The sequence below is a fragment of the Pseudomonas sp. NPDC096950 genome (assembly GCF_044762525.1).
Taxonomy (GTDB): Bacteria; Pseudomonadota; Gammaproteobacteria; order Pseudomonadales; family Pseudomonadaceae; genus Aquipseudomonas.
This window is the reverse complement of record NZ_JBIWEL010000010.1, coordinates 1-21,619: the sequence shown is the minus strand read 5'-3', so window position 1 is coordinate 21,619 and position 21,619 is coordinate 1. Positions and strand designations below refer to the sequence as shown.

At 57.5% G+C, this 21,619-nt stretch carries 19 protein-coding genes and 1 pseudogene; 12 read left to right on the top strand and 8 right to left on the bottom strand.

Annotated elements, in window-relative coordinates:
• The first annotated feature begins 76 nt into the window (after positions 1-76).
• From ACIQY3_RS16890 to ACIQY3_RS16875, 4 genes are all read left to right on the top strand, one after another.
• Positions 77-697 (top strand): hypothetical protein, encoded by a 621-nt coding sequence (locus tag ACIQY3_RS16890; protein WP_403021364.1) that lies wholly within the window; start codon positions 77-79, stop codon positions 695-697.
• A 173-nt stretch (positions 698-870) separates the two neighbouring features.
• Entirely contained in the window at positions 871-3,114 is a 2,244-nt protein-coding gene (tssI, locus tag ACIQY3_RS16885; RefSeq protein ID WP_403021362.1) for a type VI secretion system tip protein TssI/VgrG, read from the top strand.
• Complete coding sequence (locus tag ACIQY3_RS16880) at positions 3,115-4,506, top strand: VRR-NUC domain-containing protein (protein ID WP_403021359.1); 1,392 nt, start codon at positions 3,115-3,117, stop codon at positions 4,504-4,506. It begins immediately after the preceding gene.
• 16 nt (positions 4,507-4,522) lie between these two features.
• Positions 4,523-5,647: a type VI immunity family protein gene (locus ACIQY3_RS16875; RefSeq protein WP_403021357.1), complete on the top strand. Its 1,125-nt coding sequence runs from the start codon at positions 4,523-4,525 to the stop codon at positions 5,645-5,647.
• 56 nt (positions 5,648-5,703) lie between these two features.
• On the opposite strand, the gene ACIQY3_RS16870 is transcribed toward ACIQY3_RS16875, so the two are convergent.
• The gene (locus tag ACIQY3_RS16870; protein ID WP_403021355.1) at positions 5,704-6,000 is read right to left on the bottom strand and encodes a hypothetical protein; all 297 of its coding nucleotides are present in this window, start codon (positions 5,998-6,000) and stop codon (positions 5,704-5,706) included.
• Positions 6,001-6,509: 509 nt separating this feature from the next.
• Here ACIQY3_RS16870 and ACIQY3_RS16865 point away from each other — a divergent pair.
• Positions 6,510-6,779, top strand: coding sequence for a DUF2790 domain-containing protein (locus ACIQY3_RS16865; protein ID WP_403021353.1), 270 nt, complete (start codon positions 6,510-6,512; stop codon positions 6,777-6,779).
• 91 nt (positions 6,780-6,870) lie between these two features.
• Complete coding sequence (locus tag ACIQY3_RS16860) at positions 6,871-7,266, top strand: hypothetical protein (protein WP_403021351.1); 396 nt, start codon at positions 6,871-6,873, stop codon at positions 7,264-7,266.
• On the opposite strand, the gene ACIQY3_RS16855 is transcribed toward ACIQY3_RS16860, so the two are convergent.
• Complete coding sequence (locus ACIQY3_RS16855) at positions 7,263-7,532, bottom strand: DUF1652 domain-containing protein (RefSeq protein WP_403021349.1); 270 nt, start codon at positions 7,530-7,532, stop codon at positions 7,263-7,265. The two genes, ACIQY3_RS16860 and ACIQY3_RS16855, sit on opposite strands and share 4 nt — an antisense overlap.
• A 383-nt stretch (positions 7,533-7,915) precedes the next feature.
• Here ACIQY3_RS16855 and eco point away from each other — a divergent pair, with 383 nt between their 5' ends.
• Positions 7,916-8,398: a serine protease inhibitor ecotin gene (eco, locus tag ACIQY3_RS16850; protein ID WP_403021347.1), complete on the top strand. Its 483-nt coding sequence runs from the start codon at positions 7,916-7,918 to the stop codon at positions 8,396-8,398.
• Positions 8,399-8,542: 144 nt separating this feature from the next.
• Positions 8,543-8,848 carry an NIPSNAP family protein gene (locus ACIQY3_RS16845; RefSeq protein ID WP_163910032.1) on the top strand — a complete coding sequence of 102 codons (306 nt, stop codon included), beginning with the start codon at positions 8,543-8,545 and terminating at the stop codon, positions 8,846-8,848.
• Positions 8,849-8,879: 31 nt separating this feature from the next.
• On the opposite strand, the pseudogene ilvA reads toward ACIQY3_RS16845, so the two are convergent.
• The 3 genes and pseudogenes from ilvA to ACIQY3_RS16830 form a co-directional block, all read right to left on the bottom strand.
• Positions 8,880-9,875: pseudogene (ilvA, locus tag ACIQY3_RS16840) on the bottom strand (threonine ammonia-lyase, biosynthetic); the annotation flags it as partial.
• A gap of 442 nt (positions 9,876-10,317) precedes the next feature.
• Positions 10,318-11,241, bottom strand: coding sequence for a magnesium transporter CorA family protein (locus ACIQY3_RS16835; protein ID WP_403021343.1), 924 nt, complete (start codon positions 11,239-11,241; stop codon positions 10,318-10,320).
• Between the two features lie 7 nt (positions 11,242-11,248).
• The gene (locus ACIQY3_RS16830; RefSeq protein WP_403021341.1) at positions 11,249-12,823 is read right to left on the bottom strand and encodes a RimK family protein; all 1,575 of its coding nucleotides are present in this window, start codon (positions 12,821-12,823) and stop codon (positions 11,249-11,251) included.
• 92 nt (positions 12,824-12,915) lie between these two features.
• On the opposite strand from ACIQY3_RS16830, the gene rimI reads away from it, so the two are divergent.
• The gene (gene rimI, locus ACIQY3_RS16825; RefSeq protein ID WP_403021338.1) at positions 12,916-14,013 is read left to right on the top strand and encodes a ribosomal protein S18-alanine N-acetyltransferase; all 1,098 of its coding nucleotides are present in this window, start codon (positions 12,916-12,918) and stop codon (positions 14,011-14,013) included.
• Between the two features lie 115 nt (positions 14,014-14,128).
• Here the strand turns inward: rimI and ACIQY3_RS16820 are convergent, their stop codons facing one another.
• Both ACIQY3_RS16820 and ACIQY3_RS16815 read right to left on the bottom strand, forming a co-directional pair.
• Entirely contained in the window at positions 14,129-15,280 is a 1,152-nt protein-coding gene (locus ACIQY3_RS16820; RefSeq protein ID WP_403021335.1) for a PQQ-dependent sugar dehydrogenase, read from the bottom strand.
• A 51-nt stretch (positions 15,281-15,331) separates the two neighbouring features.
• Positions 15,332-15,646 (bottom strand): hypothetical protein, encoded by a 315-nt coding sequence (locus ACIQY3_RS16815; RefSeq protein WP_403021332.1) that lies wholly within the window; start codon positions 15,644-15,646, stop codon positions 15,332-15,334.
• A gap of 201 nt (positions 15,647-15,847) precedes the next feature.
• Here ACIQY3_RS16815 and ACIQY3_RS16810 point away from each other — a divergent pair, with 201 nt between their 5' ends.
• Both ACIQY3_RS16810 and ligD read left to right on the top strand, forming a co-directional pair.
• On the top strand, positions 15,848-16,723 hold the full coding sequence (locus ACIQY3_RS16810) for a Ku protein (protein ID WP_403021329.1): 876 nt from the start codon (positions 15,848-15,850) through the stop codon (positions 16,721-16,723).
• Positions 16,724-16,757: 34 nt separating this feature from the next.
• The gene (ligD, locus tag ACIQY3_RS16805; protein ID WP_403021327.1) at positions 16,758-19,268 is read left to right on the top strand and encodes a DNA ligase D; all 2,511 of its coding nucleotides are present in this window, start codon (positions 16,758-16,760) and stop codon (positions 19,266-19,268) included.
• Between the two features lie 116 nt (positions 19,269-19,384).
• On the opposite strand, the gene lpxO is transcribed toward ligD, so the two are convergent.
• Complete coding sequence (gene lpxO / locus ACIQY3_RS16800; protein ID WP_403021324.1) at positions 19,385-20,284, bottom strand: lipid A hydroxylase LpxO; 900 nt, start codon at positions 20,282-20,284, stop codon at positions 19,385-19,387.
• Positions 20,285-20,766: 482 nt separating this feature from the next.
• On the opposite strand from lpxO, the gene ACIQY3_RS16795 reads away from it, so the two are divergent.
• Positions 20,767-21,619: ATP-binding cassette domain-containing protein (locus ACIQY3_RS16795; protein ID WP_403021321.1), on the top strand; the 853-nt coding region annotated here is incomplete at its 3' end.

Here is a 21,619-nt window from a genome sequence, read left to right as displayed (position 1 = left end):
ACTCACAATCAACCCCGTTTTTGGGTTGAATAGGTAAACTGTCGCCCTTTTACGCGCACGACAGGAAGACGGACTTTTGAACTCAAGGCAAACGGCAGGACTGTTGCTACTCACCACGCTGCTGGCCGGTTGCAGCACCTCGCCGCCCCGCTCCCCCAACGATCTCTGTGAAATCTTCCGGGAAAAGAGCGACTGGTACGACGCCGCGCAAGTCACGCAAAAACGCTGGGGCGTGCCGATCCAGGTACCCTTCGCGATCATGTATCAAGAGTCCGGCTACCGTTACGACGCCAAGACGCCGCGCAAATACCTGCTTTGGATCATTCCGTGGGGCCGGGTTTCGACGGCATCGGGCTACGCCCAGGCCAAGGATGAAGTGTGGTCAGACTACCAAAAAAGCACCGGCCGACACGGCGCTGACCGCGAGGATTTCGACGATGCCATCGACTTCGTAGGCTGGTACATGGACAAGACCGCCACCATCAATGGTGTTTACAAATATGACGCCTACGGCCAGTACCTGAATTACCACGAAGGCTGGGGCGGGTATCGTCAGAAAACCTACGCCAGTAAAGGATGGTTGGTGGCTACTGCCGGCAAGGTGCAGGGGCGTTCCGATATGTATGCCCAGCAATATGCCGGGTGCAAGGATGATCTGGGCCGGGGGTTTTGGAGTCGGTTTTGGCATTGGTTGTGAGGTCGCACGCTCAAGTATGCCGTTCAATTCCCCGTATTTATTGACCCAAACCCCGTCCTTGGGGGTTTGCCTGATATAAGGCATAGCCCCCACACGCGGCATTTGCGCCTTGAACGCGCCCACTTAATCCTGCACCATCCGCCCCAGCTTATTCAAAGGACGGAATTCAAGGCATGCTGGACGCGAACGCAACCCATATCACCCTCACGCTGGAAGGTGTTTCCGCCGATCTGCAAGTGCTCAGTTTCGTCGGTCGCGAAGCCCTCAACCAGCCGTTCAGTTTCGACATCGAACTGGTCAGCGCCCGCCCCGACCTGAAACTCGAAGAGCTGCTGCACAAGCCTGGCTGCCTGACGTTCGGCGCTACCGGCAAAGGCATCATCCATGGCCTGGTCTATCGCATCGAGCAAGGCGATTCCGGCAAGAAGCTGACCCGCTACAGCATCAGCCTGGTGCCGCAACTCGCCTACCTGCGGCACAACCATGACCAGCAAATCTTCCAGCACCTGACGGTGCCGAAGATCATCGGCCAGGTCCTTGAAGCGCGAGGCATTCTGTCCGATGCCTACAGCTTCCAGCTCGGCGCGATCTACCCGGAACGCGATTACTGCGTGCAGTACGACGAATCCGACCTGCATTTCATCCAGCGCCTGTGCGAAGAAGAAGGCATCCACTTCCACTTCCAGCACTCGGCCAGCGGCCACAAACTGGTGTTCGGCGACGACCAGACCGTGTTCCGCAAACTCGCGCCCGTGGCCTACCAGCAAGACTCCGGCATGGCCGCCGAGAAAACCGTGATCAAGCGCTTCAACCTGCGCCTGGAAACCCGCACCACCCGCGTCAGCCGCCGCGACTACGACTTCGAAAAACCGCGCATCCTCCCTGAAGGCACGGCCAAAAGCACCTTTGCCCCGGACCTCGAAGACTACGACTACCCCGGCCGCTTCACCGACCGCGAACGCGGCAAGCAATTGGCGACCCGCGCCCTTGAACGCCATCGTAGCGACTACAAACTCGCCGAAGGCAAAAGTGACGAACCAATCCTGGTCAGCGGCCACTTCCTGGCCCTGAGTGAACACCCGCGCGCCGAATGGAACGACCTCTGGCTGCTGCTGGAAGTCGTCCACGAAGGCAAACAACCGCAAGTGCTCGGCGAAAACACCACCAGCGACGTCACCGACAACAAAGACGATTTCCACCAGGGCTACCGCAACCGCTTCCTCGCCACCCCGTGGGACGCGCACTTCCGCCCTGCCCTCGAACACCCGAAACCGAAAATCCTCGGCAGCCAGACCGCCATCGTCACCGGCCCCAAGGGCGAAGAAATCCACACCGACCAGTACGGCCGCGTCAAAGTCCAGTTCCACTGGGACCGCGAAGGCCAAGCCGACGACAACACCACTTGCTGGCTACGCGTCGCCACCGGCTGGGCCGGCAACGCCTACGGCGGCATCGCCATCCCGCGCATCGGCATGGAAGTGCTGGTGTCGTTCATGGAAGGCGACCCCGACCAGCCGCTGGTCACCGGTTGCCTGTACCACAAGGAAAACGTCGTCCCCTACGACCTCCCGGCCAACAAAACCCGTAGCACCTTTAAGACGCTCAGTTCTCCGGGCGGCAAGGGCTACAACGAATTCCGGATCGAAGACAAGAAAGGCGCGGAACAGATCTACCTGCACGCCCAGCGCGACTGGGACGAAAACATTGAGCACGACCAGAAGATTCGCATTGGCAACGAGCGCCACGACACGGTTGAAGCCAATGTTTTAAGCGAATTCAAAGTTGAAGAACATCGCATCACCCACCTCGACCGCAAAAGTGAAGCGCGGGCGGATGATCACCTCACGGTTGGCGTGACTCAGCATGTGAAGGTTGGGACGGCGCAGTTTGTCGAGGCGGGGACGGAGATTCACTACAACGCTGGGGAAAAGGTTGTGGTTGAGGGTGGCATGGAGCTCACGGCGAAGGCTGGCGGTAGCTTTGTGAAGGTGGATGCGGGGGGAGTGACGATCAGTGGCGCCAATGTGAAGGTTAACTCCGGGGGTGGGCCCGGTGCAGGGACTGGGATTCAGATATTGGGGCCTCTTTTGCCGGGTCTGGCGGACAAGGATAAATTTGGTAAGTTGCTTGAAAGTGCTCCGCGGAGTCATAAGGCGCAATACTTGTTGCTTGATGAAAAAACGGGTGAGCCGATGGTAGGTAGTCCCTATACCCTCAAGCTAGCAGATGGAACTAGGATCTCTGGCCACACGGACGAGCAAGGCAAAACATTTTTGGCCCACAGCCAAGAGCCCGCAGATGTTGAGTTATTTACTCCCGAACGCAAACCTGAACCTAAACAACCTCTAATCAGGGCCGGTGAAGCGGCGCCTATCGAGATGACGCTGGATTATAGAAACGCCACGGAGGCAAGCTAGATGGCTATCATTCAAGAGCCCCAATCGCCGCAATCCCCTAAGGGGTGTACAACAACGAGTGTTAAAGGCGAAATTACGATAGGTACGGTCGCACCACACGATCAAGGCTACTTGATGGAAAAAGCACGGTACGCCGCTCGCTTCCCAAGAATGACAATCAAACCCACACGTGATGGGGGAGTTACTGATGTAGAGCTAAAGCAGCTCGTCATGAGTGGGTTGATAAAAGCAGATGAATTCCGGCATGACTTTCGTTGGGATTACAAGGCGGAAGTCAGTTTCGACATGGCCCCCAAAATACCTAATCCCCCTATACCATTTCTGAGCACTTCTTTGACTCGGGGTCAAAAGCCTGACCCTGACCGACGCCACACAATGACGTTTTTCCCAAGTGGGAGAACATCAGGATTTCTGCGGCGCCCCGATGTAATCATTGTGCAAAACCCTGGCATACGCTGGCCTGGAACAATGGGCCCCGACCACGATGGCGCGATGCACCCGGATAATCTCGAGCGGGTGGTCGAAGTTAAATTCCCTAAGGACTTTCTATCCAAAGAACAGCGCCAAGACTATGAGCGTATCGCGGGTAAGAAAAAGCGCTTTGCGGTGTTGGAAGTCAGTGACTGTCGTGACGACGAGGAGCGTGAACGCGATAAGGAGTACAACAGGGAGCACAAGCCAACACGGGCTTCAGATCCGATGAAATGGCTACCTCTTCTACCGCCTAACACCCCGGACCAGCCACCACGCCCAGCTCCGGTGCCAGTGCCGGCTTATGGTCCGACCCCCACCGCGCGCCCTGCTTATGTCGAGAGTTGGACACAACAAGTACAAACTGCGGTCGACAGCTTATTGGAACAAGGCGCTCAAGGAATTCGGCAACTGTCAAAAGAAGTTCAGCAACATTTGCAAGACGCTGTTGCTTGGCTCGACACGAAGGGTAAGTGGGTACGTAGCGAGACACAAAAAACTTGGCAGTGGGTCAGTGAAACCAGCGGCCAAATCTTAAGTTGGACCGATGAGCAGTTGCGAGTGATGTGGCAAGACGTACAGCGATATACCGATCTGACATTGGAAATGCTCAAGGAAGTAAACTGGGCGCAAGTGCTTATTGATCTGGGTATTGCTGTAGCAACGGTCGTTGTAGTGGTGGGTATCGGAGCCGCGTTAGTCAGTATGGGAATACCTGCTGTTCTAGTTTCTGGGTTCTTATTGCTGATTCGCCTAGCAGCCTTTGCATGGACAGCCCTGGCTGGTGTACTAAGTGCGGTGCCAGCGGCAGTCGGGGGAGCGCTAGCCAGTACAACCGCAGCGGTGAGCGGAGCAGTGGCTGGTACAACCGCTGCCTTGGGAGGTCTGCTGGTAGTTCCTGCCGCAGCAACGGCAAATTGAGAGAATGGACATGGACATGATTGAATTTGAAAAGCTTGCGGCAATGGCACCTGACTTGTGCTTTGAGTTGCCGGATAGTACGCCCGTAGTAAAGCTGGGACTCATTGCTACTATCTTCTTTAAAGAAGGATACACCGCCGAAAAAAAACTCAAAGTAATGGAGTGCTTTCGGGCTTTCCATGATGAGTTTGGTAAACACTTAAGAGGTCAACTTCAGGACAAATACAAAAAACTAACGCCTGAAACACTCGATAAAGCGGCAGCAAAAATCTTGGCACTGGGTGGCAACGATCGATACGAACTCCAGCTTACGAGTGCCGCCAGTACCAAAGAGGCAGAGACTTACGGAATATCGACCCTAAACTCTTATGAGCTGCATGAAGATAGCGCCCGTTCCTATATAAAAATCGTGTTGCCTTGGGACTTACTCCAAACGGACGCTGGACGCTCTCGGTATAACTACTGGGTCACCTACCTCTGCAACCAAGTGAACGCAGATCATGGCTACGGCGGGCTATCGACGATTCTACCGTTTGATTTTGACAGCTACTTGCCAATTGAATTTGAACTCGCCCAAAAGTATTCGGGACTGGAAGTTGACTCAATGGTGCACAGCCTGGCCTTAGAGCTAGTCGATTATATAAAAGGCGTAAATTGGCAAACCATCCTTGGCACATCGTTCGTACGTAGCCTTGGTGGCGAAGACGTTGTACGTCATGCCTTTAGCGGTCGAGGCGACATTGACATAAAGGCATATGACGACGGTCTGATCATTCAGGCAGGCTCACTCCCCGAACTTGGTGAACTGCATGAGGGGGCCCCTGCGGCTTATGTCGCGGTTAACCGACTCGTCAAATCGATCCGCATCCCGGAACCAGACCAACTTCATCAATATTCTCCATACGGTAATTGCTTCGAAGAAGACAACACTGCTCTATGGTATTCCCGTTTTGATCGCGAAGACTCCAGCCATACCACGCCCTCCCGAATTGAAGCCGGTCAACCGTGCAGCGTGGCTGGTTACTGGTTTAGTCCAGCGCAATCTGACTCACGACGTTACTTCAATCAGGGCGAAATTCTGCCAAGTTTCAGTGGCTCAAACTGGGGCGATACGCTGTGGTATTGGTCGGGTGAAAAGTAGTACCCGTGATGTTTCAAAAACCTGCCTCGCAGGAGGCAGGCTTGTTCCCGCAGATATCAGGCCGGCGCGGTCCAGCCCAACATCTGCTGTTGCGCGACCTGCAACAGGTCAAACCCATCCTGCGTCAACAGATACAGCGCATGGGTGATGTGGGGAATGTCCTGGACATCACCATTCTTGAAACACTGGCAATGCAGCGTTTCCAGTAAATTGCTGGAGGCTCGGATCCGTTGTACAGCGGCTTCGAGAATGTCTTGGGGGTTGGCCTCGGTGTCGATGACCATGGGGTTTGAATCGGTGACGTTGCTTTTGATTGAACGGTAACGATTGGGAAACGGATTAAACGTTGTCATTAGGATTACTCAAACGTTAGTTAAGTAACCGCCATCACCGTGACCAAACGATGGGAGGCGGACTGTGTACAGGCTTGGTCAACCGATAACCCGCAAATCGGCTCGCCCGGGGGCGTCCAGCACACAGCCGCCATAACAACACGCAACGAAGACAAAGATTGTCCGCAAAGCGAATGATGGCACATATGTGTGCGGGATATCAGGTGACCAAACCTGCTCGCTGATTTTGCAGCGAACCCAAACAGTAATCGCTCTAACCCAGCTACCGGAAGCAGACAAGGCAACCCGACGTGTAGGAACACGCCTAACCTCCCGTAGTTTTCCCCCTACATGAAACCTCTGTCAGAAACCCCTTCACGACAGGTGGCATTCAGTCGCGTTAACCATCGCTTAACCCCGCGGTCCAAACCTGTACGGGACCGCACGCCTTCAGGCTCTCCTGATGCCCAGTGCGGCAGGTTCGACGCTTTCACGTCGAGCTGACTTCAAGCCTGCACCGGAGAACTTCCATGAACATGCGCACGTTGCTGATCACCACCGCCCTCGCCTGCACCGCATTCGCCGGTCTGGCCCAGGCCGCTGACACTTCAACTTCCCAGGCGGTGCCGTACAAATACGGTATGCCGCTGAATGTGGGCAAGGTGATTGCCTTGACCGAGCCGTCGACCATGGATTGCAAAGTGGTCAAGGCGGACATGAAGTACATCGATAGCGCCACGGGCAAGCCTTCGGAAATCACCTATCGGAAATTGTCTGACGCGTGCAGTTATCAAAACTGACGGAAGGCTCTGATTCGGCGCTTTGCGGTAGGCGTGTGAGGGTTGTGGCGCTATGCTTTGGGCGCCTCCCTCACTGCCGCAAGGATTCGCCATGCAGTTATCGTTTCGTACTTTATCGACGTTCACCGCCGCGCTGTGTTTCGCCTTGGCGCTGGTGTGGGGTTTGATGCCGGATCGGTTGTTGGCGATCTGGAGTATTGAATATTCGTCGGCGGCGGGACTGGTTGCGCGGCGCAGTGCGGTGTTGTTCGCGGCGCTGGGGGTGATGTTTTATCTGGTTCGCAATGAAGCGCCCTCCACAACTCGCAGTGCATTGAGCACCGGGTTTATCGTCGGTTGCTGGGGGCTGGCAGCTCTGGGTTTCGGCGAATGGCTGAATGGCCATGCCGGGCCAGGGATCTTGCTGGCTGTCGGGGTCGAACTAGCGCTGGGTCTGGGGTTTTTCCAGACCCGGCGCGTGTCGGTAGAGCTAGAAACGGCGGGTTAAAGTGCTTTTCGGTCCAGATGCAAAGGCTGGACCTCCGCCCTGTGCTGCATGTCCGAGCGAAGTTCGGCAATCAGGTCGTTGATTTCCCGACAACCATTCAAGCGTTTGGCGTTGATGCCGGTCACCAATAGATCGAGCTGATCGGTTTGTGTGTCGGCATAAACTTTCACGGTCATGGACAGGTCCGGCGATAGCGTGCATTGACAGCGCTTCGGCAAGAAGCTGCTTTCAATGATATTGCGTAGTTCCAGGGCAGAAAGAAACATGGCGACCCTCTCCTTAGTGTGAGACTGCCAATCAAATAATTATCGGTCGGTACTGAAATCCCCCGTTTGTCATCCATGCGGGCCATCACATTTCACTATCCAGCCGTTCTCTCAAGCAACGCTGACTCATATAAAACGTCGGTCAACTTAAAGACAGCTACAGCATAATTCATGCCCGAGAATTCGCTGTGCACCTCGTCGGCAAATCAACGGCTTAGCAAAGGCGCCACTAGATTGCCGTCATGCAAGATGCAAGAAAGGCCTGCGCAAGCCCTGCAAATTGCAGGTATCAGGCATGGGGTTGCATTAGCCGGGCATGAATGTAAAAAATGCTACCCAATATTTCAGTATCCGCTGACCCCACTCACACGCAAGGAGGCATCATGGGTTCTTTGACCTTTATCACTACCGTCGGGCTGATAGCTGCCGGGCTGTCGTGCGGAGCACAGGCGGCAAAACTCGAAGAGGTTGCGCCGTTCCCAAAAGCCGAAAGCGGTTTCACTCGTCAGGTCATTCATATGGCGCCGCAATCTCAGGAAGACGCTTATCAAGTAGAGGTTCTGGCCGGCAAAACCTTGAGCGTGGACTGCAACCGTCAGCGCTTGGGCGGGATACTTGAAGAGAAGAATCTTGAGGGCTGGGGTTATCCGTTCTATCGCCTGGAAAAGGTGATTGGCCCGATGAGCACGATGATGGCCTGCCCAGATGGCAAGACTAAAAAGGACTTTGTGCCGGTGGTCGGTGACGGGTTTATGTTGCGCTATAACAGTAAGCTGCCGATCGTGCTGTATGTGCCGAAGGATATTGAGGTTCGTTATCGGATCTGGTCGGCGTCGAGCAAGATTGAGAAAGCAGTCCAGGAATAAGCCACCACATCTTCCCTGTGGGAGCGGGCTTGCTCGCGAATGCGGTCTGTCATTCAACATCAGTGTTGACTGACAGGGCCCCTTCGCGAGCAAGCCCGCTCCCACAGGGGGATGGTGTTTAACAAAAATTATGGGGAGCTGCCTTTGATTACCTGCCACGTCAAATATGTCATCGATCCCTACCAACTCAGCGAGTTCGAAGCCTACGCCCAGGCCTGGCTCGGCATTGTCGAACGCTTGGGTGGCACGCATCACGGCTATTTCCTGCCGTCCGAGGGCGCTAGCAATATCGCCTACTGCCTGTTCAGTTTTCCTTCCCTGGCGGACTACGAAAGCTACCGCCACATCGCCATGACCGACCCGGAAAGCACCGCGCTGGTGGCTTCGCTGGTCGAGAAAAAGTTTATCGTCAGCTACGAGCGCACGTTCCTGCGCCCGATGTTGCCCTGATATCCCCTCACGCCGGGGCACTGCACACCGCGGCGCGTTCGGCGACATGGCGCAGGCTGTCGAAATTGATATTCGCGCCTGAGTCGATGGCCACCAGGGTCTGACCGCGAGCGCCGGTCTGTGCCACGTACTTCTTGATCCCGGCCACGGCCAGCGCGCCGGAAGGCTCGGTGATCGAGCGGGTGTCGTCGTAGATGTTCTTGATCGCGGCGCAGAGTTCGTCGTTGCTGACGGTGATCACCTCGTCGACACAAAACTGGCAAACCTCAAAGCCATAAGTGCCGATCTGCGCCACCGCCACGCCATCGGCGAAGGTCCCGACGTTGGGCAAGACCACCCGTTCACCGGCCCGCAATGCCGCTTGCAGGCAGGCGGAATGTTCCGACTCGACACCGATGATGCGCACTTCCGGCCGCAGGTATTTGACGTACGCGGCGATGCCGGCGATCAGACCTCCGCCGCCTACCGGAACGAAGATTGCGTCCAGCGGGCCTTGGTGCTGGCGCAGGATCTCCATGGCGACGGTGCCCTGCCCTGCGATCACGTCCGGGTCGTCGAACGGCGAGACAAAGGTGCGACCGGTTTGTCGGGCCAGGTCCAACGCATGTTCCAGGGCAAACGGAAAACTCTCGCCATGCAGCACCGCGTCGGCGCCCCGACTGCGTACACCCAACACCTTCAACTCCGGCGTGGTGCACGGCATGACGATGGTGGCGGCGATCCCCAACTCCCGCGCCGCCAGCGCCACGCCTTGGGCATGATTGCCCGCCGAAGCCGTGATCACGCCACGAGACTTCTGCTCATCACTCAGTTGCACCAGCTTGTTGTAGGCGCCGCGGATCTTGAAGGAAAACGTCGGTTGCAGGTCTTCACGCTTGAGCAGGATCTGATTGCCCAGCGCCTCGGACAACGCCGGCGCCGGTTGCAGCGGCGTGCGCACCGCCAGCTCATACACCGGGGCGGCGAGGATCTTTTTCACGTAGTGCTCAAGCAAACGTTGTTGGGCGGCGGTACTGCTCATGCTCATATCTCCTGTTCTACACGCCGGGCGTAGGAGCTGCCGAAGGCTGCGATCTTTTGATCTTGAAAAAGAAAAGATCGCCGCCTTTGGCAGCTCCTGCGCCGGACGTGTTCCGGTTCAAAACCCAGGAGACAGAAAGTAAAAACCCGCCTCTAGGGCGGGTTGGGTGCTGCAGTCGTGAGCTAGCCCGCCAAATAAGGAATGGCGGTAATAATGCTTGGCTGGCAGCGCAATACGGTGGAAGTCATGGCTGGAAATTAGCCGGGCGCCGGGGGCAAGTCAATGGCCAATGTTGTCGGGTCTTTAGCAGATTGGGGTCAAGGGGCTGATCCGGACGATGCGGTGATGTTGAGATTGCTTTCGCGAGCAAGCCCGCTCCCACAGGGAGGAACGCATTCCAAGTGTGGGAGCGGGCTTGCTCGCGAAGGCGGCCTCACAGTCACCAAAACTATTTGGCCAACCGCCTGAGCCCCAACACCATCACCCCCGCCCCAATCATCATCGCCGCCAAAAACAGCGGATACGACACCCACCACGGCGTGCCCGCCGTCATCATGCTGAACTCGGACATGCCGCCAATACTGGCAATCAGGTTCAGCGGCAAAAACACCACGTTGATCAACGTCAGTTTGCGCAGCAGGTTGTTCATGCTGTTGTTCATCAAGTTGCCCCGGGCGTCGATCAGCCCGGAGAACACCGTGGAGTAGATTTCCGCCTGTTTGTAGCACTGGTTGTTTTCGATGATCAGGTCGTCGATCAGGCCGATGGCCTCGGCGCTGAAGTGTTCCTTTTCCGCATGGTTGCGCAGGCGGGTCAGCACCGCGCCGTTGCTGTGGATCGCATTGATGTAATAAATCAGGCTTTCGCTGAGGTTGAACATCTGGATCAGGTGCTGGTTTTCCATCGAGGCGTTGAATTTCTGCTGCAACTCGCGGGCAACCAGTTTGATCACCTTCAGGTGGCCGAGGTAGTGATGGATGTTGTTGAACAACAAATCCAGCAACACATCCAGCGGCGTATTGAGCCGCTGGCGGGTGCCGAGGCCATGCAGTGGCGAGTCGTCGGTGGCGATCACCAGCAAGCGGCCCGGCGAGAACAGCAAGCCACAGGACGAGACTTCGAAGGCCAGGCTGCCGGCGCCGGAATAGTTTTCCGGACGTTTCCAGATCAGGAACAGGTTGTCGGGGTGAAACTCGATGCGCGACACCTCGTCGGGGTCCAGGGCCGAGGCCAGGGCGTGTTCATCGAGTTTGAAATGGCTGTGCAGCAAGTCGCGCTCGGCGGCGTCGGGGTTGCTGAATAGCATCACGTCGGCGTCCAGCCGTTCAACCTTGTGCAGGGCGCCGTGGGTCAGTTGAAAACTGTTGATCATCGGCCGCTCACCAGGCCTGGCCGCGGCGTTTGAGCTCCAGGCGGCGGACGAACTCTTCCAGCACCAGCGAGTACAAGTCGTCCTGCAAGTAGGCGTCTTCGATGCCGGCGTCCATGTTCGGGTTGTCGTTGACCTCGATCACCACCACTTTGTCGCCGGACTGCTTGAGGTCGACACCGTAGAGGCCGTCGCCGATCAGGTTGGCGGTCTTCACCGCCAGTTCCACCACGGCGCGCGGCGCTTCGTGGACCGCCAGGGTGCGGCATTCGCCATTGATGTCCTGGCCCTTGGCTTTGTGGTTATAGATCTGCCAATGGCCCTTGGACATGAAGTACTGGCAGGCAAAGATCGGTTTGCGGTTGAGTACGCCGATGCGCCAGTCGTATTCGGTGTAGAAGAATTCCTGGGCCAGCAACAACACCGAGTGTTCGAACAGTTCGGCGGTGGCTTCGAGCAAGGCTTGCTGGCTTTCGACCTTGATTACGCCCCGGGAGAAACAACCGTCGGGGATTTTCAACACCAGCGGGAAGCCCAAGCGCTCGCCGACCCGCTCGAAGTCTTCCGGTCGTTCCTTGTAGAGAATCTCGGTGGCGGGCATGCCCAGTTGATGGCTTTTCAGCAGGTCAGTCAGGTAGACCTTGTTGGTGCAGCGCAGAATCGACGCCGGGTCATCCATCACCACCAGCCCTTCACTCTCGGCTTTCTTGGCGAAGCGGTAGGTATGGTTGTCGACGCTCGTAGTCTCGCGAATCAGCAGCCCGTCGTATTCGGCAATGCGGGCGTAGTCCTTGCGCTCGATCAGCTCGACGTCGATGCCCAGGTTTTTGCCGACCCGGACGAAGTTGTCCAAAGCTTTGGCGTTGGATGGCGGCAATGCTTCTTGCGGATCATGCAGGATCGCCAGGTCATAACGGGCCAGGCGCCGGGAGCGCGGCATGCGCCAGATCTTGCGACTGAAACTGTCCAGAGAATTGGCGAACTGGTCTTCCTGATCTTCGCGCAACTTATGTAACGCGCCGGACTTTATACCTTCGATGTGCCAACCGTTAGTTCGTCGAAACTCAACTAGCAGAATCGGACACGGAAACACTTCAAACAACTGGCGCGCCAGATCCTGCAAGGGCTCGATATTGGTCTTGCCGAAATACAGGGTCAGGGTAAAGCCTTCGGTATCACTGTAAAGATGATTACTCAGGGCTTTTTCCAGCGGCTTGTCTAGGTCATCCAGGGCCAGGCCGTAAAGGGATTTACGCGTCAGTTCGCTGATGGTCCGCACCGACGGAATGACCTTGTGCCCCCGAGCCTCGGCCAGCAACGAGCAGTAATAACCGTGCCCCAGGTACTTGTAGCTGCGGCACAGGTTGATCACCTGGACCCGTTTACCCTGCTCGTTATCACGGGTTTGTTCCAGGTATTCCTGGGCCGTGACGATGTCTTCGCTGGGAAAATAGGACGCCCAGTCTTCCTTACGTTCGACGATGATAATCAACTGACTTGAAGTTCTGACTGCATCATTTAAATAAGTTGCCGCCGGCAAAGTTTGCTCGGATACTTCGCGCCAATGACCTTGTACCGCTGACATAGTGATTGATCCGTTGGAGAACAAGACCTTTCCTATTAAGCACGAACTTTTTCGAAAGTCCCGTTTCGTTACGCAACTTTTACGGCGGTCATATGAATCCTGTCTTTCGCTTGGCGGTAGTTGAAGACTTACCGGCGCTGCTCAAACTCGAAGAGCAATGCTTCACCACGGATCGGCTCACCAGTCGCAGTTTTCAGTGGATGATTACGCGTGCCCATGGACAGCTGTTGGTCGCCCAACACGGGGAACAATTGGTCGGTTACGCGGTGGTGCTGTTCCATCGGGGCACGTCCCTGGCGCGGCTGTATTCGATTGCCATCGCGGCCGAGGCCCGGGGCAATGGCTTGGGTAAACAGTTGCTGGAACGGATCGAAGCCTGTGCCCTTGAGCACGATTGCGCGTATTTGCGGCTGGAGGTGCGTATCGACAACCCGGCGGCGATTGCCCTGTATGAGCGCAACGGTTACCGGCGTTTCGCGCTGATCCACGACTATTACCAGGACCACGCTGACGCGCTGCGCCTGGAAAAACGCATTCTGCAGCACCGCGATTCGCGCAATATCCGGGTGCCCTGGTATCGCCAGACCACCGACTTCACCTGCGGCCCGGCCTGCTTGCTGATGGCCATGGGCGCGTTACAGCAGGAGCGTTTGCTGGAACGCCGGGAAGAACTGCAAATCTGGCGTGAGGCGACCACGGTGTTCATGACCTCGGGCCACGGCGGTTGCAGCCCTCAAGGCCTGGCGCTGGCGGCGTGGCGCCGTGGGTTTTGGGTTCGGCTGCAACTGAGCATGGCCGGGCCGTTGTTTCTGGATGGCGTGCGCGATGAGCATAAAAAGGACGTAATGCGTTTGGTGCACGAAGAATTCACCGCGCAGTTGCAGGACACCGATGTGGAACGGGTGATTGGCGGTACGCTGGATCTGCCACGCTTATTGGACGCTGGCGGTCAGCCGCTGGTGCTGATCAGCAGCTATCGCCTGACCCGCTCCAAGGCACCGCACTGGGTGATGGTCACGGATTGCGATGAAGAGTTTGTCTACCTGCACGACCCGGATGTGGATCACAGCCAGCATCGCCAACCCATGGATTGCCAGCATTTGCCGGTAAGTCATGGTGAGTTTGAGAAGATGTGCAGTTTTGGGCGGGGGAAGCTTCGGGCGGCGGTGGTTCTATATATTCGTAGATGAAGGGAGCCAAGAGCTGTGTTGGCTTTGAGGCCGCCTTCGCGAGCAAGCCCGCTCCCACAGGGGGATGCATTCCAAGTGTGGGAGCGGGCTTGCTCGCGAAGGCGGTGGATGGGTTTCACTTCAACCCGACTTTGTAAATCGCCCCATCCTCCTCATCCGTCAGCACATACAAATACCCATCCGGCCCCTGCCGCACATCGCGGATCCGCGCCTTGAGTTCGCCCATCAAGCGTTCTTCATGGACCACTTTGTCGCCATCGAACTGCAACCGGATCAGTTCCTGGCTCGCCAGCGCGCCGATAAACACGTTGTGCTGCCATGGCTTGAAACGATCGGCGTCGTAGAACGCCATGCCGCTGATAGCCGGAGAGACTTCCCAGACGTGGTGCGGCGGCACAGTGCCTTCGGCGGTCTTGCCCGTGGCTTCCGGGATCGGTTGGCCGGAATAGTTGATGCCGTTGGTTGCCAGCGGCCAGCCATAATTCTTGCCGCGCTCGATCACGTTGATCTCATCGCCACCCTTGGGGCCGTGCTCGTTTTCCCAGATCGTCCCGTTCCACGGATTCATCGCCAGGCCCTGGGGGTTGCGATGACCGTAGGACCAGATCTCCGGACGCACACCGGCCTGACCGACAAAGGGGTTGTCGTCCGGCACTTTGCCGTCCGGATAGATCCGCACGACTTTGCCTTGCAGCTTGTCGAGGTCCTGGGCGGTCATGCGGTCATTGTTTTCGCCGAGGGTGATGAACAGATAGCCGTCCCGGTCGAACACCAGCCGTGAGCCGAAATGATTACCGACGGAGAGCTTTGGCTCTTGGCGGAAGATCACCTTGAAATCCTTGAGCGTCGTCAGGTCGTCGGACAAACGCCCGCGCCCCACGGCTGTCCCGGCCTTGTCACCTTCCCCGCCACCTTCGGCATAAGACAGATAAACCATGCGGTCCTGCTTGAAGTCCGGCGACAACATCACGTCGAGCAAACCACCCTGCCCCTTGGCCCAGACCTTGGGCACGCCGCTGATCGGCGTCGAGCGCTTGCCATCGGTGGTGACAACCCGCAGGTTGCCGGGCCGTTCAGTCACCAGCATGCCTTGGCGATCGGGTAAAAATGCCAAGGCCCACGGGTGTTCCAGACCCTTGGTGATCGGTGTGACCTCGAGAGTGCCTTGTTCGCTTTTCAGTTCCTGGGTGGGCGCAGCGAAAACAGGTGCTGCGGCGGTGATCAATGCGCTGGCGCAGAAGGTGGCCAGGAGGGTTTTACGCAACATGCACGCTTCCTTTTGTCGTTCGAATGGCTGACAGAACCTCAATCCTGCCGTTCAACGGTTGCTGCTGTCCGAGTCCCTTGGCGGTGGGTTGGGAATGAATTTCGGTGGCGTGCCTGGCGCCGACTTGTCCTGGGGATAGCGATTGCCGATGCCGCCGTTTTCCAGGGTTGGCGGACGCGGCACGGGGGCGAATGTCGGTTGCCGGGTCGCCGGCTGCGTGCCCTGCATGCTGTTGGGGTTGGCCCGGTGAATCGGGCTGTTGTAGGGATTGTTGTTGGTGCTGCCCGTCGGGCTCTGGGCCAGGGCCGCCGGGCCGAGCAAAGCGCTCAAGGCCAACACGGTGCAGCCGAGCAAAAATCGATTCATGGGGAGCCTCTCTACGAACGCGGGAATAGAGTCTTCGATGCCACGCTACGCCCGACGTTCGGATTTGTTAACTGAAACCTCCTTCACAGATGTAACACCCGTTTGCCGCACCGCTGATCCCCCTGCAGGGCCGGGGCGAAAGCCGCTGAAACTTTTGCGCCGGGACGCAGGTCACCTGATCATCACTTGCGAGTAGACGACATGGCCCGGGCAATCTGGAAAGGCGCAATCAGTTTTGGCTTGGTGCACATCCCTGTGGCACTGGTGTCGGCAACCTCATCCCAAGGGGTGGATTTCGACTGGCTCGACAGCCGCAGCATGGACCCGGTGGGCTACAAGCGCGTCAACAAAGTCACCGGCAAGGAAGTCACCAAGGAACATATCGTCAAGGGCGTCGCCTACGAAAAGGGCCGCTATGTGGTGCTCAGCGAAGAGGAAATTCGCTCGGCGCACCCGCTATCGACCCAGACCATCGACATCTTCGCCTTTGTCGACAGCGAACAAATCCCGCTGCAAAACATCGACACACCCTATTACTTGGCGCCGGACAAACGCGGTGGCAAGGTCTATGCGCTGTTGCGTGAAACCCTGAGCAAAACCAACAAGGTTGCCCTCGCCCATGTCGTGCTGCATACCCGCCAGCACCTGGCGGCGCTGATGCCGCTGGAGTCGGCGATGGTCCTGGTGATGCTGCGTTGGCCGGCGGAAGTGCGCAGCCTGGATGAGCTGGAGTTGGGCAGTGAGGTGACCAAACCCGAGTTGGCCAAAGGTGAACTGGAGATGGCCAAGCGCCTGGTCGAGGACATGAGTGCCGACTGGAAACCCGAGGATTACCGCGACAGTTTCGAAGACAAGATCATGGCGCTGGTGGAGAAAAAGGCCAATGAAGGCAAGATTGAAGACGTCGAGAGCACCGCCGGTGAAGAGGAACGTAAAACGGCAGATGTCATTGATTTGACCGAGCTGCTCAAACGCAGCCTCGGCGGCAAGGCAGCCAGCAAACCGGCGGCCAAGCCGCGCAAAGCCGCCGCCAAACCGGCCCCGGCCAAAAAAGCCACGAAGAGTTCTCGTGGCTGACTGCCCGGGAATTCGCAGCACAAGGTAGTTCGCCATGGCTAAACCGGTGAGTGAATACACGCGCAAACGCAACTTCGAGATCACCTCGGAACCGCCCGAGTCCGCGCCGGCCAAACGCGGCAAGAAAGCGCCTTCGGCCTTGCGTTTCGTGATCCAGAAGCATGACGCTCGCAACCTGCATTACGACTTTCGCCTGGAACTCGACGGCACCCTGAAAAGCTGGGCCGTGCCCAAAGGCCCGAGCCTGGACCCGACGCAAAAGCGTCTGGCGGTGCATGTCGAGGACCATCCGATTAGTTACGGCACCTTTGAGGGCAGTATCCCCGAAGGCCAGTACGGCGCCGGGGATGTGATTGTCTGGGATCACGGTGTCTGGCAGCCGATTGGTGACCCGCAGGAAACCTACAAGGCCGGCAAACTGAAATTCACCCTGATCGGCGAGAAGCTCTCCGGCGACTGGGCACTGGTGCGCACCCATTTGCGCGGCAGTGGCGACAAGGAGCAATGGCTGCTGATCAAGGAAAAGGATCAGCAGGCACGCCCTATCAGCGAATTCGACGTGGTTGCCGAGCTGCCCAAAAGCGTATTGAGCGATGCGACCGTAGGCGACAAAACAACCAAGAAAGCCGTTAAAAAGCCCAAAGCGGTCAAACCCAAGCCCACTGCCCTACCCGAACAATTCAGCCCGCAACTGGCCACGCTGATGGACAAGGCCCCGGCCGGCGATTGGCGTTATGAAATCAAGTTCGACGGCTATCGGATCCTCGCGCGCATCGACAACGGCGAAGTGCGGCTACTGACCCGCAACGGCCACGACTGGACCGCCAAACTGCCCTTGCAAGCCAAGGCCTTGGCCGAGATGAAACTCGACGGCAGTTGGCTTGATGGTGAAGTGGTGGTGCTCAACGACAAAGGCTTCCCGGACTTCCAAGGGTTGCAGAATGCGTTCGAGATTGGCCGCTCCGTGGACATCATATATTTCGTATTCGACGCACCGTTTCTGCATGGCGTCGACCAGCGTGAGATGCCGGTAGAAGACCGGCGTGCAGCGCTGAAAAAAGCCCTGGGGCGCAAGTCCCGGCAAATCCTGCGCTTCTCGGAAGCCTTTACGGCCAAGCATCAAGACATCGTCGAGAGTGCCTGTGCGTTGTCGCTGGAAGGCGTCATCGGTAAACGTGCCGGCAGTCCATATGTTTCGCGACGCAGCCCGGACTGGATCAAGCTCAAATGCCGATTGCGCCAGGAGTTCGTGATTATTGGCTATACCGCGCCGCAAGGTTCGCGCAGCGGTTTCGGCGCCCTGCTGCTGGGTGTCTACGACGATAAGGGACTGATTTATGCCGGGCGTGTCGGCACCGGGTTCAATCAAGCCAACCTCAAGTTGTTTCATGGGCAGTTGCAGAAGATCGAGCGCAAGACCTCACCCTTGGCCAAGCCTTTGACCGCCGCCCAGGCCCGAGGCGTGCATTGGGTAGAACCGACGCTGGTGTGCGAAGCCGAATTTGCCGAGTGGACCCGCGAAGGCGTGGTTCGGCAAGCGGCGTTCATCGCCATGCGCACTGACAAACCGGCGACCGAGATTGTCCGTGAACAGCCGCAATCCCCCAAGGCGGGCAAACCCGTGAGCGAAAAGAAAACCAGCAGCAAGGACAGCACCGTCGCCGGGGTCAAGATCACGCATCCTGACCGCGTCATCGACAAGGACAGCGGCACGCAGAAACTCGAACTGGTGCAGTTCTACGAAAGCATCAGCAAGTGGATTCTGCCATTCCTTCGCGACCGGCCGGTGTCGTTGTTGCGGGCGCCGGAAGGTGTCGAGGGCGAACAGTTCTTCCAGAAACACGCCGAGCGCCTGGCGATCCCCAATATCAAGCACCTGGACCCGAACATCGACCTTGGTCACGCGCGCCTGATGGAAATCGACACCGTCCAGGCACTCATCGGCGCGGCGCAAATGGGCACGATCGAGTTGCATACCTGGGGCGCGACCACTGACAAGATTGAAACCCCGGACCTGTTCGTCCTCGACCTCGACCCGGATCCCGCGTTGCCCTGGAAAAGCATGGTCGAGGCCACGCAATTGACCCTGTCGGTGCTGGACGAAATCGGCCTGGAGGCGTTTTTGAAAACCAGCGGCGGCAAAGGCATGCACATCATCGTGCCGCTGGCGCGCAAGGATGACTGGGACACGGTCAAGGCGTTCGCCAAAGCCATTGCGCAGTTTATGGCGCAGCAACTGCCGGAACGGATTACTGCGACCATGGGCCCGAAAAACCGGGTCGGCAAGATCTTCGTCGATTACCTGCGCAATACCCGCGGGGCCAGTACGGTGGCGGCGTACTCGGTGCGGGCGCGGCCGGGGTTACCGGTGTCGGTGCCGATTGCCCGGGACGAGTTGACGGCGCTGCATGGTTCGCAGGAGTGGACGGTGGCTAATCTGCTGGAACGGTTGGAGGGGTTGAAAGAGGATCCGTGGGCGGGGTATGCGAATCGGCAGAAGATTACGGCGAAGATGTGGAAGCAGTTGGGCGGTACAAAGCCGTAGTTGTTGTGTTGAATATACCGGCCTCTTCGCGAGCAAGCCCGCTCCCACAGGGAAATGCATTCCAAATGTGGGAGCGGGCTTGCTCGCGAAGGGGCCATCCGGCTTGGCGCAAAAACTCAGATCAATACGAAAACCGCCAACAACCCACCAAAAATCGCCCATTTCTCAAGGTAGTAACGGGTGCGGTTACGTTTCTTCAGCTCCTTGCCGCGCAGTCGAACCTTGTAGATTTTGGCAAACAAGCGGTTGATGCCACCGATCTTGTCGCCCGCATCATTCGGCGCGCCCGCCGCCGACATCACATTGCGGCTGAACCAGGCGTTGAACGCTGCCGCCCAACGGTATTTCATCGGCCGTTCGACATCACAGAACAAGATGATGCGGTTCTGATCCGTGGTGTTTTCCGCATAGTGAATGAACGTTTCGTCGAACATCACCGCTTCACCGTCGCGCCAGTGGTAGTTCTCGCCGTCGACGTTGATGTAGCAACCGGCATCGTTCGGCGTTTCCAGCCCGAGGTGATAACGGTAGGAGCCGGCGTACGGGTCGCGATGGCGCACCAGTTTGGAACCCGGCGGCAGCTCGGCGAACATCGCAGCCTTGATCGAGCCGATGCTTTGCACCAGTTCGGTGGTGCGCGGGCAGAGTTTTTCCGCCGAAGGATGACTGTCGCCGTACCACTTCAGGTAGAAACGCTTCCAGCCGCTCTTGAAGAACGAGTTGAAACCCACATCGTCGTACTGGTTCGAACGCTTGATCTCGCCAGCGCGGAGCAGGTTCTGCCCTTCAGCACGTATTTCTTCCCAATGGGCCTGCAACGGGCTCAGGTCCGGGAAGTCCGCTGGGTTGAGGTAAGGCTTGCTCGGGAGTTTGGAGAACATATAAAGGAAGCAATTGATCGGCGCCAGAAACGTCGAGTGGTCGCTCAGTTGGCGGCCCAGTTTGTGGCGCACGCGCCCGCGCAGGTGAACGTACGCAATGGAGACTACATAGATAGCGGCAATGATGAGTTTCACGGCAATCGTCACACGTCAGAAGTGAGCAAACTGCGCAGCCGGCCAAGCGGTCTGGCGCAGTGTCTGAATACGAAACAGCGGTCCCGGTGGCACGTCCTTGAGCCCATGCCAACAGCGGCATTGGGTGAATAGATGGCATTTTAGCCACGGTTTGTAACAAATAGTTAGCTTACAACTGTGAAAATGTGTCCGCTGATGCTGCCAAAGTGCCCGCGCAGGCTCAACGCCCTATCGTTTAAAGAGCCAGACCAGTACAATCGCCGCCAAACATTACGCGCCCCCCTTGGTTGATGACGGGAATGAACCCCGCCTCAGCGCACTTCGACTCGGGCCAAGCGCTCCATTGCTGCTGTCCACTTATTGCCAGATGGACCTTCCGCTTCTGACCGGGATGCATTTCCCGTGGTTTGAATACCGGAACCGGGTACTGAATCGGTACTGCCGCACCCCTAGCTACTCTGAATGCTTCGCAGGAAAAACCTTTGATTTCTACAGCTAACATCACGATGCAGTTCGGCGCCAAGCCGTTATTCGAGAACGTTTCGGTCAAATTCGCCGCGGGCAACCGCTACGGCCTGATCGGCGCCAACGGTTGCGGCAAGTCGACCTTCATGAAAATCCTCGGCGACGATCTCGAGCCGTCCGGCGGCCAGGTCATGCTCGAGCCGAACGTGCGTCTGGGTAAATTGCGCCAGGACCAGTTCGCCTACGAAGAATTCACCGTCATCGACACCGTGATCATGGGTCACGAAGAGCTGTGGAAGGTCAAGGCCGAGCGCGATCGCATCTACTCGCTGCCGGAAATGACCGAAGAAGACGGCATGGCTGTGGCCGAGCTGGAAACCGAATTCGCTGAAATGGACGGCTACACCGCCGAATCCCGTGCCGGCGAACTGTTGCTGGGCCTGGGTATCGGCATCGAGCAGCACTTTGGCCCGATGAGCGAGGTTTCCCCAGGCTGGAAACTGCGCGTGTTGCTGGCCCAGGCGCTTTTCTCCGATCCTGAAGTGCTGTTGCTCGACGAACCGACCACTTTTCTCGACATCGCCCACCAGATCGAAGTTCTCGACCTGTGTTCCCAACTTCATCAGTCCGGTCGAACATTGGTGGCAGTCCTCCACGACCTGAACCTCGCGGCCAGATATGCCACGCATGTAGTCGCGATGCGGTCCGGAAAAATAGTCATGCAGGGCAGTGCCTCGGAGGTTTTCACCCCCGAGTTGCTGCGCGAAGTGTTCGACCTCGAGGCTCTTGTCCTCGAAGATCCGGAAACCGGACGGCCACTTGTTGTTCCGCGTGACCACAGACCTGTCAGTCAGCTACCCGTCCAAAACT

Coding starts and splice junctions, on each gene's coding strand:
- ACIQY3_RS16835 (WP_403021343.1), bottom strand. CDS start 11,241: ATGATCAACAGTTTTCAACTGACCCACGGCGCCCTGCACAAGGTTGAA.
- ACIQY3_RS16820 (WP_403021335.1), bottom strand. CDS start 15,280: ATGTTGCGTAAAACCCTCCTGGCCACCTTCTGCGCCAGCGCATTGATC.
- ACIQY3_RS16815 (WP_403021332.1), bottom strand. CDS start 15,646: ATGAATCGATTTTTGCTCGGCTGCACCGTGTTGGCCTTGAGCGCTTTG.
- rimI (WP_403021338.1), top strand. CDS start 12,916: ATGAATCCTGTCTTTCGCTTGGCGGTAGTTGAAGACTTACCGGCGCTG.
- ACIQY3_RS16880 (WP_403021359.1), top strand. CDS start 3,115: ATGGCTATCATTCAAGAGCCCCAATCGCCGCAATCCCCTAAGGGGTGT.
- ACIQY3_RS16875 (WP_403021357.1), top strand. CDS start 4,523: ATGATTGAATTTGAAAAGCTTGCGGCAATGGCACCTGACTTGTGCTTT.
- ligD (WP_403021327.1), top strand. CDS start 16,758: ATGGCTAAACCGGTGAGTGAATACACGCGCAAACGCAACTTCGAGATC.
- ACIQY3_RS16870 (WP_403021355.1), bottom strand. CDS start 6,000: ATGACAACGTTTAATCCGTTTCCCAATCGTTACCGTTCAATCAAAAGC.
- ACIQY3_RS16830 (WP_403021341.1), bottom strand. CDS start 12,823: ATGTCAGCGGTACAAGGTCATTGGCGCGAAGTATCCGAGCAAACTTTG.
- tssI (WP_403021362.1), top strand. CDS start 871: ATGCTGGACGCGAACGCAACCCATATCACCCTCACGCTGGAAGGTGTT.
- eco (WP_403021347.1), top strand. CDS start 7,916: ATGGGTTCTTTGACCTTTATCACTACCGTCGGGCTGATAGCTGCCGGG.
- ACIQY3_RS16860 (WP_403021351.1), top strand. CDS start 6,871: ATGCAGTTATCGTTTCGTACTTTATCGACGTTCACCGCCGCGCTGTGT.
- ACIQY3_RS16865 (WP_403021353.1), top strand. CDS start 6,510: ATGAACATGCGCACGTTGCTGATCACCACCGCCCTCGCCTGCACCGCA.
- ACIQY3_RS16855 (WP_403021349.1), bottom strand. CDS start 7,532: ATGTTTCTTTCTGCCCTGGAACTACGCAATATCATTGAAAGCAGCTTC.
- ACIQY3_RS16810 (WP_403021329.1), top strand. CDS start 15,848: ATGGCCCGGGCAATCTGGAAAGGCGCAATCAGTTTTGGCTTGGTGCAC.